The sequence below is a fragment of the Streptomyces sp. NPDC021562 genome, assembly GCF_040640875.1.
Lineage (GTDB): Bacteria > Actinomycetota > Actinomycetes > Streptomycetales > Streptomycetaceae > Streptomyces.
Genome location: NZ_JBFACN010000002.1, coordinates 358545 through 370140, shown reverse-complemented (window position 1 = coordinate 370140; position 11596 = coordinate 358545). Strand labels below are relative to the sequence as shown.

Here is an 11596-nt window from a genome sequence, read left to right as displayed (position 1 = left end):
CTTTGGCACCCCCAACTCGGCCGCATCACAGGGGCATTACGACTCGACTCGGGGTATTTCAGTTGATTACCGGCATTAAGGGCACCCGCCTCCGCAAGGCCGTCGCCGTCGCCGTCACCTCCGGCGCGATGCTCGCGACCGGTGCCCTCACCGCGGCACCCGCGCAGGCCGTCACCGCACCCTCGATCGTGGCCAAGGGTGGCTACGTCATGAACAATTCGACGGCGAAGACGCTGTACACGAAGAAGGCGGACACCCAGCTGTCCACCGGCTCCACCACGAAGATCATGACCGCCAAGGTCGTGCTCGCACAGTCCAACCTGAACCTGGACGCCAAGGTCACCATCCAGAAGGCGTACAGCGACTACGTCGTCGCCAACAACGCCTCCCAGGCGCACCTCATCGTCGGCGACAAGGTGACCGTCCGCCAGCTGCTCTACGGGCTGATGCTGCCTTCCGGCTGCGACGCCGCGTACGCGCTCGCCGACAAGTACGGCTCCGGCACCACCCGCGCCAAGCGTGTCGCCAACTTCATCGGCAAGATGAACACCGCCGCAAAGAGCGTGGGCGCGACGCACACCCACTTCGACTCCTTCGACGGCATCGGCAACGGCAACAACTACTCGACGCCGCGCGACCTGACGAAGATCGCCAGCAGCGCGATGAAGAACGCCACGTTCCGCACGGTCGTCAAGACGAAGAGCTACACGGCGAAGACGATCACCAAGACCGGTTCCACCCGCACCATGGCGGCCTGGACCAACACCAACACGCTGCTCAGCAGCTACAGCGGTGCGATCGGCATCAAGACCGGCTCCGGCCCCGAGGCCAAGTACTGCCTGGTCTTCGCCGCGACCCGCAACGGCAAGACGGTCATCGGCACCGTCCTCGCCTCCTCCTCGATCACCCAGCGCGCCACGGACGCCACGAAGCTCCTGAACTACGGCTTCGCGACGATCTGACCCGCTCCACACCAAGGCCCGCCGCACCCCATGCGGCGGGCCTTTTTGCCATACCCAAAAGGAACTTCGCAGCAGAACTCCCGTTCTTCCCTCGCAATCGTGAACATGCAGGTATGTGACTGGCATATTCGATTTTCTCCGCCCTAGGTTCCGCAGCGGAGGTGGTTCCCATGAACGAACCCAACAAGCAAGCGAAGCCGGCCGGCCGCCACGAGGCCATCGACGTCAGCGACTTCGTGTACGCGGCGACCGGAGCGCGAGTACGACGGCTGACCATGCCGGACGGAACGCACTGGTTCCCGGCTGTGGATGTGTGCAAGGAACTCGGGTACACCACACCCAGCAAGGCGCTGGCAGATCACGTCCCGGAGGCCCATCGAGAAACTCTCGAGACCGTGACTGGAGGTCACGCTCTCAGCATTCCCGCAGGTAGGCAGTGGCGTCGAGACATGAATCTCATCGATCTCCAGGGCCTGATCATCCTCGTCAACGGCTGCACGAAGCCGACCTGCGCCCCCTTCAAGCAGTGGGTCGCGGAGGTCATCGAGACAGTCCAGCGAGAGGGTTCCTACACTCTCGAAGAGGCCGAGGTGCAGCCGACCGAACCGGGGGCGCCCATCGCGTACGCCATGCCGGAGCAGGTCGCCGAGGCCATCGTCCGACTCGAGGCACACAACCTTCAGCTGGACGAGCAACTGGCGAACGGGCAGCGCGAACTGATCGAGTTGCAGAGGAGCACGCTCGCCGTGCAGCAGGCCATGGTCCGGGCCATGGAACGGATCGCCGACCGGCTCGACGAACTCGTCCTCGAACGCCGCAAGCCCTACGGTCCGCCCGTGGCGCTGCCGACCACCGAGTCCGTACTCGCCGACTGGCGGCGGCGGTTGTCCGTGACCGAGGACGTGTGGACGGTGGCCGTCGTGATCGCCCCGGTCCTCGTCGAGAAGGGTGAGCTGCGCGAGCCGCTCGAATCGATCGCCGCGCGCACCGGCCTGACGGTGCACCGCGTCAACGAGTGTCTCCGGCTGCTGCGCAAGCACGCCTGCATTCACTCGCGCGGCGGGACGGAGGAGGGGGCGCCGGTCTACGTGCTGAACCAGCTCTGACATGCAGTGGGCGGCCGCAATCCAAGCTTGCGGCCGCCCACTCTCTCAACCTATCCGGCCTCAGCCCCAGGTAATCAACCGCTTCGGCTGTTCGAGGATCGCCGCGATGTCCGCGAGGACCTTGGAGCCGAGTTCACCGTCGACCAGGCGGTGGTCGAAGCTGAGGGCGAGGGTGGTGACCTGACGCGGCTTCACCTTGCCCTTGTGGACCCACGGCTGGAGTCTGATCGCGCCGACCGCGAGGATCGCCGCCTCGCCCGGGTTGAGGATCGGCGTGCCCGTGTCGATGCCGAAGACGCCGACGTTGGTGATGGTGACCGTGCCGCCCTGCATCGCGGCCGGTGACGTCTTGCCGTCCCGGGCCGTGGCGACCAGCTCGCCCAGCGCCTCGGCCAGTTGCGGGAGCGTCTTCGCGTGGGCGTCCTTGATGTTCGGGACAATCAGGCCCCGCGGGGTGGCCGCGGCGATCCCCAGGTTGACGTAGTGCTTGAGCACGATCTCCTGGTTCGCCTCGTCCCAGGACGCGTTGATGTCCGGGTTGCGCTTGATCGCGACCAGCAACGCCTTGGCGATGAGGAGGAGCGGGTTGACCCGCAGGCCCTGCATCTCCTTGTCCTGCTTCAGCTCCTCCACCAGCTTCATCGTCCGCGTCACGTCCACCGTCACGAACTCCGTGACGTGCGGGGCCGTGAACGCGGAACCCACCATCGCCGCCGCCGTCGCCCTGCGCACACCCTTGACGGGCACGCGGGTCTCGCGGGCGGTGTCGTACGCAGCGACGGGGGCCGCGGGAACGGCAGGCGCGGCGGGAGCGGCGGGAGCCTCGGGTACGGCCACCGTCGCCTCGGGAGCCGCCGCCACCGCCGCGTGCACGTCCTCGCGCGTGATGACGCCGTCCGGGCCCGACGGGGTCACCGTGGCCAGGTCCACACCCAGGTCCTTCGCCAGCTTGCGCACCGGCGGCTTCGCCAGCGGACGCGGGCGCTCCTGAGGCGCGTCGGCGGGCGCCGCGGGGGCGGGAGCGTGGCCGTTCAGCTCGCCCTGGACCGCGGAGCGGACCGCCGCCTCGGCGACCGTCACCTCCGGCCCCTTGCGCGGGCGGCGCTTGGTGGAGGAGGCCGCCACGCCGTAGCCGACGAGGACCGGCTGGCGGCCCTCCGGCTTCTTCTCCGGCTCCGGCGCCGCGGCGGCGGGCTCCTCGACGGGAGCCTGCTGGGCCCCGCCCGCCACGTCGACCGTGATGATCGCGGTGCCCACGTCCACCGTGGTGCCCTCCGCGAAACGCAGCTCACGCACCACCCCGTCATACGGGATCGGCAGTTCGACGGCCGCCTTCGCCGTCTCGACCTCGCACACCACCTGACCGTCGGTCACCGTGTCACCCGGCTGGACGTACCACTTGAGGATCTCCGCCTCGGTGAGCCCCTCACCCACGTCCGGCATCCTGAACTCGCGTACGGACGCTTCCGTCATCGTCGTCACGACCCTCTCCTCAAAACGCCAGCGAGCGGTCGACGGCGTCGAGCACCCGGTCCAGGCCCGGCAGGTACTCCTCCTCCAGACGCGCCGGCGGGTAGGGGGCGTGGTAGCCGCCCACCCGGAGCACCGGGGCCTCCAGGTGGTAGAAGCAGCGCTCGGTGATGCGGGCGGCGATCTCCGCGCCCGAACCGAAGAACACCGGCGCCTCGTGCACCACGACCAGCCGGCGGGTCTTCTCGACCGAGGCCTGGATCGAATCGAAGTCCAGCGGGGAGACGGACCTGAGGTCCAGGACCTCCAACGACCTGCCCTCCTCGGCGGCCGCGTCGGCGACCTCCTGGCACAGCTTGACCATCGGGCCGTAGGCGACCAGCGTCAGATCGGTGCCCTCACGGACCACGCGCGCCTTGTGCAGCGGACCGGGGATCGCCTCCGGATCCACCTCACCCTTGTCCCAGTACCGCCGCTTCGGCTCGAAGAAGATCACCGGGTCGTCGCTCTGGATGGCCTGCTGCATCATCCAGTAGGCATCCGAGGAACTCGCCGGGGACACGATCTTCAACCCCGCCACATGCGCGAACAACGCCTCCGGCGACTCCGAGTGGTGCTCGACCGCACCGATACCACCGCCGTACGGAATCCGCACGACCACCGGCATCTTCACCTTGCCCAGCGAACGCGCATGCATCTTCGCCAGCTGCGTGACGATCTGGTCGTACGCCGGGAAGACGAAACCGTCGAACTGGATCTCCACCACCGGCCGGTAACCCCGCAGAGCCAGACCGATCGCCGTACCGACGATCCCGGACTCCGCCAGAGGGGTGTCGATGACGCGGCTCTCACCGAAGTCCTTCTGCAGGCCGTCGGTGACCCGGAAGACACCGCCCAGCTTGCCGACGTCCTCACCCATCACCAGCACCTTGGGGTCCGCGTCCAGCGCGCGGCGCAGCGACTCGTTGATCGCCTTGGCCAGAGCCATCTTCTCCGCAGCCACGGTCAGACCCCCTCCACGTCCGCGAACGACGCCTGATAGGCGGCGAACCGGGCTCGTTCCTCATCGACGAGCGCGTGCCCGTCCGCGTACACGTGCTCGAAGACGGCGAAGTGGTCCGGGTCCGGCATCGCCCGCACCGCCTCACGCACCCGCCTGCCCAACGCCTCCGACTCGCTCTCCAGTTCCGCGAAGAATCCCTCGTCCGCGTGGTGTGAAGCCTCCAGATACCGGCGCAGACGCAGGATCGGGTCCTTCGCCTCCCACGCCTCGCGCTCCTCGTCCGCCCGGTACTTCGTCGGGTCGTCGGAGGTGGTGTGGGCACCCATCCGGTACGTGAACGCCTCCACCAGCGTCGGACCCTCGCCGCTGCGGGCCCGCTCCAGCGCCCACTTCGTCACCGCCAGACACGCCAGCACGTCATTCCCGTCGACACGGACGCCGGGGAAACCGAAGCCCTGGGCGCGCTGGTAGAGCGGCACCCTGGTCTGCTTCTCGGTCGGCTCCGAGATCGCCCACTGGTTGTTCTGGCAGAAGAACACCACCGGAGCGTTGTAGACCGCGGAGAAAGTGAACGATTCGGCGACGTCACCCTGGCTGGACGCACCGTCACCGAAGTACGCGATCACCGCACTGTCCGCACCGTCCTTGGCGACCCCCATCGCATACCCCGTCGCGTGCAGCGTCTGGGAGCCGATGACGATCGTGTAGAGGTGGAAGTTGTTGGTGTTGGGGTCCCAGCCGCCGTGGTTGACGCCGCGGAACATGCCCAGCAGGTTGGTCGGGTCGACCCCGCGGCACCAGGCGACGCCGTGCTCCCGGTAGGTCGGGAAGACGTAGTCGTCCTCGCGGGTGGCGCGTCCGGAGCCGATCTGGGCGGCCTCCTGGCCGAGCAGGGAGGCCCACAGACCCAGCTCGCCCTGCCGCTGCAAGGCGGTGGCCTCGGCGTCGAAACGACGCGTGAGCACCATGTCGCGGTACAGGCCGCGCAGTTCGTCGGGGGTGATCCCGGCGACGTAGGGGTCGTACTCGGCGTTCTTGACCCGCTTGCCCTCGGGGGTCAGCAGCTGCACGAGTTCGGGCTCGGCGCTCTTCTTCGTCGTGGTGCGAGTGGTGGTGCGGCTGGTGGTGCGCTTGGTGCCGGTCTTGCTGCCGGTGGTACCGGCCTTGCCTGCGGCGCTGCGTCGCGGTGTGCCCGCGGCACTGCTGTCCACGCTCACGTGTGCTCCTCCGTCGGTCCGGCCCCCGGGGTTGCCGGGTGAACCAGTGCGGCTCACCTGTTTCCGACACCCGTGGCACGGGGTGGGTGCCACTCGGCCGGGAACAGGCGTGACAGGTGCCCCGGCGAGCGCCCTGCAAGATGCACGTTACCCAGTGCGTCACATTTCTGTGAAACCCCTCCTGACCTGCGTTTTTGCTTGGAAATCCAAGTACTTTCCCCTTGGGTTCCCCAGTGGGTCGACGCGGGCCGGAAGCTAGCTGGTCAGAGCCTTGCGAGAAGCCGGAGCAACCGCACGTTATCTCGCGGGACCGGGGGACGGGAAGAATGCTTCGCACCCGAGTTCGTCAAGGTCCACCCTGTGACCGAAAGCGATCAACAGCGACTGTCTGCAACAATCCGCAGCTCAAGGCCTCATCCGGTGCCCTAGCATCTGCCGCGTGCCGCGCTCACCCGTACCACCCCTCGTGCCCCATGCGCCCCCTCTGGGCGCCTTGCTCCGGCTTTACGCCGCCGGTTCCGCACTCGCCTGCGAGCCCGTGGAACAAGGTCTTCTCAACCGCGGCTACCGCCTCTGCACCACCCGCGGCAGCTACTTCCTCAAGCACCACTTCGATCCGGACACCGCCGACCCCGCCGCCATCGAGCGCCGGCATCTGGCCACCCAGCGCCTCGCCGCCGTCGGCGTCCCGGTCGCCCCGCCCCTGGCCCACCGCGACGGCCGGACGGTCGCGGTCGTCGGCGGGCACGCCTACGCGCTGCACCCCTGGATCGACGGCAGGCACCGGCACGGCGGACAGCTCACGCGCGGGGAGTGCACGCGGCTCGGCGCGCTGCTCGGTGCCGTGCACGCCTGCCTGGAAGACGTGATGCCGCCCAAGGGGCGCACCCGCCCGGCCACCGCCCCCCATCCCGTGGAGAGCGCCGACCCGGCCGACACCTACGCGCTCATCGACGACCTGCTCACCCGGGTCAGCCGCCACCGCCCGGCCGACGCCTTCGACGAACTCGCCCGCCACCGGCTCCTGGAGCGCCGGGCACTCCTGGAGCAGCACGCCGGCCGGCGCCCGCCGCGCGGCGGCCCGGTGGGCTGGGTGCACGGCGACTTCCACCCGTTCAACCTGCTGTACAAGGACGACGACGCCCCCGCCGCGATCGTCGACTGGGACCGGCTCGGGGTGCAGCCGCGCGCGGAGGAGGCGGTACGCGCCGCCGTGATCTTCTTCGTCCGCCCGGCGGGCGCGCTCGACCTGCGCAAGGTGCGCGCGTACGCGCGCGCGTACCGGCGCGCGGCCGGGGCCACGCCCTCGGAGCTGGCGGCGGCCGTGCACCGGGTGTGGTGGGAGCGGCTCAACGACTTCTGGATGCTGCGCTGGCACTACGAGCGGGGTGACACCCGCGCGGACTCCCAGTTCCCCGCCGCCTCGGCCCTGGCCGTGTGGTGGACCAGGGAGTACGAAGCGGTGTGCGACGCGTTCGTGGCGTGACACCGGCCGGTACGACGAAGGCGCCCTCCCGGTGACGGAAGGGCGCCTCGCCCGTGCCTCGTCGCGTCATGCCGCGCCTTGCCGCGCCTTCTCAGTTGCCGAAGGGCGTGGGTGTCCTTCAACCGCCGCCCAGGCCGGAGCCGGAGATCGTGCCCGCGTCGGTCCCGCCGGCGTCGCCGGTGCCCGTCGTGTCGGAGGGCTGCGAGTCCGGCGAGCTCGCGGTGTCGGTCGGCTGCGAGGCGCTGGCCGTCTCGCTCGGCTCGCTGCTCGGCTCGCTGCTCTGCTGCTGGGACGGGCTGTACGTCGGGGTCGGCGGCTTCGAGTAGCCGTTGTGGTTGCCGTTGCCCGAACCGCTCGTGCCGGTGCCCGTGTCCGAGGACGTGGCGCTGGTCTCGTCGGTGGGGCTGGAGCTGGGCGTCTCGTCCTTGGTGGTCTGCGAGGCGCTCGGGGACGTCGACGGCCCCGTGCCGCCGCCGTCACCGCCGCCACCGCCCTTGTTCAGCGCCAGCGCGACGCCCGCCGCGATGGCGATCACCGCGAGGACGGCCAGGATCCAGAGCCTGCCGCGGCCGCTGCCCTTGTTGCCGTGCCCCTCGAAGCCACCGTCGTCGCCCCCGTAACGGGAGGGCAGGATCGGCTGCGGGATCTGGGTGGTCCCGGAGGCGGCCGTCGGGTGCGGCATCACGGTCGTACCGGCGAACCCGGAGGCCGGGGTGTGCCGGCCGTCGTGCACGGCGACCGGGCCGGTGTTCCAGGTGCCGGTGTGGCCGCCCTGGTCGTACAGCATCTGCAGGGCGTACTGGACCAGGCCGCGCATCTCCTCGGCGGTCTGGAAACGGTCGTCGGGCTCCTTGGCGAGCGAGCGCATGACCAGGCCGTCCAGCTCCGGCGGGGCCGCGCCCTCGGAGGTCTGGGACGGCGGCACCGGGATGTCCTGGACGTGCTGGTAGACCACCGACAGCGGGGTCTCCCCGATGAACGGCGGCCGCAGCGCGAGCAGTTCGTAGAGCAGACAGCCAGTGGCGTACAGGTCGGAGCGGTGGTCGACGGCCTTGCCGAGCGCCTGCTCCGGGGACAGGTACTGGGGGGTGCCCATGACCATGCCGGTCTGGGTCATCGTCGTGGACGCGCCGTGCAGGGCGCGCGCGATGCCGAAGTCCATCACCTTGACGGAACCGGTCTGGGTGATGATGACGTTGGCCGGCTTGATGTCGCGGTGCACGATGCCGTGCTGGTGCGAGTAGGCCAGCGCCTCCAGCACCCCGGAGACGATGATCAGGGCCTGCTCGGGCCCGGGCGCCTCCGAGTTGATCAGCAGGTCGCGGATGGTGTGGCCCTCGACCAGCTCCATCACGATGTACGGCACCGACTGGCCGCCGACGACGTCCTCTCCCGAGTCGTACACGGCCACGATGGCATGGTGGTTGAGGCCGGCGACCGACTGTGCCTCGCGGGTGAACCGGGCCTTGGAGACCGGGTCCTCCGCCAGGTCGGCGCGGAGCAGCTTGACGGCCACGGTGCGGCCGAGCCGTACGTCCTCGGCCGCGAACACCTCGGCCATGCCGCCCCGGCCGAGACGGTGGGTCAGCCGGTACCGGCCGTCGCCGACCAGGCCCTGGTTGCCCCACATCTCCGGCGCGTCTGACATGCCGCCGCCAGTCGCCTCGGGGTCGGACGGGCCCTGGGCGCTGTGCGTCTGTGCCATCGGTCCTCGCCGTCGTTTCTGCCCGCGGTGCGCGCGGTGTTGTCACGGTCTCCGTCGGCCACGCTACAGCCTCCGGGCAACCCGCAGGTCCGGGATCCGGCCCGTGGACGGACCGGCCATGAAACCCGCACCCCTCACCGTCGTGCAAATTCTGTGTACCGGGCGTACGGCCGCTGTAACGCTTCCGCGACTCTTCCTTCGCGTACGGTCACGGAACGGGCACCGCGCTTGACGTGTCGGTGCCCTGGGGCAGACTTGGCCGGGAATGGGACATTCGATCAACAAGGGTGCCTGAGGGGCCGACGGGGGACGGGGAAAATGAGCCAGGACGGCGCACACGGCCGTTATACGGGGCGGGCTCTGGCCGGTGGCCGCTACCAGCTGCGCGACCTGCTCGGCGAGGGCGGCATGGCCTCCGTGCACCTGGCCTACGACACGGTCCTGGACCGCCAGGTCGCGATCAAGACCCTGCACACCGAACTCGGCCGGGAACAGGCCTTCCGCGAGCGCTTCCGCCGCGAGGCCCAGGCAGTGGCCAAGCTCACGCACACCAACATCGTCTCCGTGTTCGACACCGGCGAGGACGCGCTCGACGGCGCCACGATGCCGTACATCGTCATGGAGTACGTCGAGGGCCGCCCGCTCGGCTCGGTGCTCGACGAGGACGTACGGCAGTTCGGCGCGATGCCCGCCGACAAGGCGCTGAAGATCACCGCCGACGTGCTCGCCGCGCTGGAGATCAGCCACGAGATGGGGCTGGTCCACCGCGACATCAAACCGGGCAACGTGATGATGACCAAGCGCGGGGTCGTCAAGGTGATGGACTTCGGCATCGCCCGTGCCATGCAGTCCGGGGTCACCTCGATGACCCAGACGGGCATGGTCGTCGGCACCCCGCAGTACCTCTCCCCCGAGCAGGCGCTGGGCCGTGGCGTGGACGCCCGATCCGACCTCTACTCGGTCGGCATCATGCTGTTCCAGCTGGTCACCGGGCGGCTGCCGTTCGACGCGGACTCCCCGCTCGCGATCGCCTACGCGCATGTCCAGGAGGAGCCGGTCGCCCCCTCCTCGATCAACCGTTCCCTGCCGCCGGCCGTGGACGCGCTGGTCGCCCGCGCGCTGAAGAAGAACCCGAACGAACGATTCCCGACCTCCGAGTCCATGCGCGACGAGTGCCTGCGGGTGGCCGCCTCGCTCCAGCCCGCCGCGCCCAGCATCGTGCCGGGCGTCCCCCGGGCGCAGAGCGGCTCCGGGGTCGGCTCCGCGGTGTTCCCGCCCGTCGACCAGGCCACACCCGCGGCGTCCGGACCGGTGCAGACCCCGTACCAGCCGACGCCGGCCGCCCATCCGTACGGCACCCCGGCACCGACGCCGTCCCCCGCCTACGGCTATCCGCAGCAGGCCGGCTACCAGACCCCGGCGGGGTACGGCCGGCCGGCGCCGCCTGCCCCGCCGTACTCCACGGCCCCGGCCACCGTCTCCACCGGTGCGGGGGGCGGTGGCGGTGGGAAGGGCAACCGGCCGGCGGTCATCGGGTCGGTCGCGGTCTCGCTGATCGCGGTGATCGGGCTGGTCGTCGCGCTGGCCCTGCACAACAAGGGCGACGGCGGTGACGACAACGGCGGCGGTGGCAGCAGCGCGAGCGCCTCGGCCTCGCACGCCTCCGGCTACCGCGGGCCCGACACCTCGAAGACCGTCGAGACGACCGAGTGCACCGAGCCCGAGGAGTCCTACAACGACCCGAAGAAAGTGCGGGTCCCGGACTTCAAGTTCAAGTACATCAAGTCGGTCAAGGCCTGCTTCCAGGCCGCCGGATGGCAGATGAAGATCACGAACGTCGACGAGAACACGTACGGCGACGGCGCGGTCATGGACCAGTTCCCGTCCTCCGGCACGGACGTCGACCCGAAGGACATGCCGACCATCGAGCTCAAGGTGTCCACCGGCAACCCGGCCACCGGCTGAGGCACGAGGACGCACGGGCTGAGGACGTAGGAAGGGCCCGGCGGTCGCACGCCGGGCCCTTTCGCCTGCCGGGAGACCTAGAGGTATGGGCCGCCGGTGCGGCCGGCCTGGCCGTGTTCGTCGCCCTCGTGGCCGACGCCCGGTGGCAGCGCACGGCGCATCTGCTCCAGCTGGGCACGGGCGGCCATCTGCTGGGCGAACAGGGTCGTCTGGATGCCGTGGAAGAGCCCCTCCAGCCAGCCCACCAACTGCGCCTGCGCGATCCGCAGTTCCGCGTCGGAGGGGGTCGACTGCTCGGTGAACGGCAGTGAGAGCCGCTCCAGCTCCTCCACCAGCTCCGGCGCCAGCCCGTCCTCCAGCTCCTTCACGGAGCTGGCGTGGATCTCCTTGAGCCGGACCCGGCTGGCCTCGTCGAGGGGAGCGGCGCGCACCTCCTCCAGAAGCTGCTTGATCATGCTGCCGATCCGCATGACCTTGGCGGGCTGTTCCACCATCTCCGTCACCGGGACCTCGCGGGAGTCCTCGTCCCCGTTGCCGCCGCCGAGAGCCATTCCGTCCTGGCCCACGACCAGGATCTGCGGGTTCTCGGTGGACCGTTCGTTCCTCGGCATCTCCATGCCGCCATTCTCTCGCACCCGTACACCTCACCAGCGTGGTGCCCCCCTCTGGGGCTGATCCACCT

Annotated in this window: 9 protein-coding genes; 4 read left to right on the top strand and 5 right to left on the bottom strand. The window is 69.8% G+C overall.

The genetic code is table 11. The annotated features are described in order from the left end of the window. Positions 1-62: 62 nt before the first annotated feature. Positions 63-962 carry a D-alanyl-D-alanine carboxypeptidase gene (locus AB0G52_RS04150; protein ID WP_361333465.1) on the top strand — a complete coding sequence of 300 codons (900 nt, stop codon included), beginning with the start codon at positions 63-65 and terminating at the stop codon, positions 960-962. A 170-nt stretch (positions 963-1132) separates the two neighbouring features. Next, positions 1133-2068, top strand: a complete 936-nt coding sequence (locus tag AB0G52_RS04145) for a BRO family protein (RefSeq protein WP_361333462.1) — start codon at positions 1133-1135, stop codon at positions 2066-2068. 60 nt (positions 2069-2128) lie between these two features. On the opposite strand, the gene AB0G52_RS04140 is transcribed toward AB0G52_RS04145, so the two are convergent. Genes AB0G52_RS04140 through pdhA form a run of 3 tightly spaced genes read right to left on the bottom strand, consistent with a single transcriptional unit; the run spans position 2129 to position 5758 of the window. Next, positions 2129-3550 (bottom strand): dihydrolipoamide acetyltransferase family protein, encoded by a 1422-nt coding sequence (locus AB0G52_RS04140; protein ID WP_361333460.1) that lies wholly within the window; start codon positions 3548-3550, stop codon positions 2129-2131. 10 nt (positions 3551-3560) lie between these two features. Continuing rightward, complete coding sequence (locus tag AB0G52_RS04135) at positions 3561-4526, bottom strand: alpha-ketoacid dehydrogenase subunit beta (RefSeq protein WP_132888594.1); 966 nt, start codon at positions 4524-4526, stop codon at positions 3561-3563. Positions 4527-4543: 17 nt separating this feature from the next. Further along, on the bottom strand, positions 4544-5758 hold the full coding sequence (pdhA, locus tag AB0G52_RS04130) for a pyruvate dehydrogenase (acetyl-transferring) E1 component subunit alpha (RefSeq protein WP_132888456.1): 1215 nt from the start codon (positions 5756-5758) through the stop codon (positions 4544-4546). Between the two features lie 466 nt (positions 5759-6224). On the opposite strand from pdhA, the gene AB0G52_RS04125 reads away from it, so the two are divergent. Beyond that, entirely contained in the window at positions 6225-7244 is a 1020-nt protein-coding gene (locus AB0G52_RS04125; RefSeq protein WP_361333693.1) for a phosphotransferase, read from the top strand. Between the two features lie 118 nt (positions 7245-7362). Here the strand turns inward: AB0G52_RS04125 and AB0G52_RS04120 are convergent, their stop codons facing one another. After that, a complete protein-coding gene (locus AB0G52_RS04120; protein ID WP_361333457.1) occupies positions 7363-8949 on the bottom strand; it encodes a protein kinase in 1587 nt (528 codons plus the stop codon). A 318-nt stretch (positions 8950-9267) separates the two neighbouring features. On the opposite strand from AB0G52_RS04120, the gene AB0G52_RS04115 reads away from it, so the two are divergent. Then, a complete protein-coding gene (locus tag AB0G52_RS04115) occupies positions 9268-10914 on the top strand; it encodes a protein kinase (protein WP_132888454.1) in 1647 nt (548 codons plus the stop codon). Between the two features lie 77 nt (positions 10915-10991). Here the strand turns inward: AB0G52_RS04115 and AB0G52_RS04110 are convergent, their stop codons facing one another. Continuing rightward, positions 10992-11531 carry a bacterial proteasome activator family protein gene (locus AB0G52_RS04110; RefSeq protein WP_132888453.1) on the bottom strand — a complete coding sequence of 180 codons (540 nt, stop codon included), beginning with the start codon at positions 11529-11531 and terminating at the stop codon, positions 10992-10994. Between the last annotated feature and the right edge of the window lie 65 nt (positions 11532-11596).

What these genes read in the sequence shown, in the direction of transcription:
- AB0G52_RS04115 (WP_132888454.1), top strand. Translation starts at nt 9,268, where the DNA reads ATGAGCCAGGACGGCGCACACGGCCGTTATACGGGGCGGGCTCTGGCC.
- AB0G52_RS04120 (WP_361333457.1), bottom strand. Translation starts at nt 8,949, where the DNA reads ATGGCACAGACGCACAGCGCCCAGGGCCCGTCCGACCCCGAGGCGACT.
- AB0G52_RS04135 (WP_132888594.1), bottom strand. Translation starts at nt 4,526, where the DNA reads ATGGCTCTGGCCAAGGCGATCAACGAGTCGCTGCGCCGCGCGCTGGAC.
- AB0G52_RS04145 (WP_361333462.1), top strand. Translation starts at nt 1,133, where the DNA reads ATGAACGAACCCAACAAGCAAGCGAAGCCGGCCGGCCGCCACGAGGCC.
- AB0G52_RS04110 (WP_132888453.1), bottom strand. Translation starts at nt 11,531, where the DNA reads ATGGAGATGCCGAGGAACGAACGGTCCACCGAGAACCCGCAGATCCTG.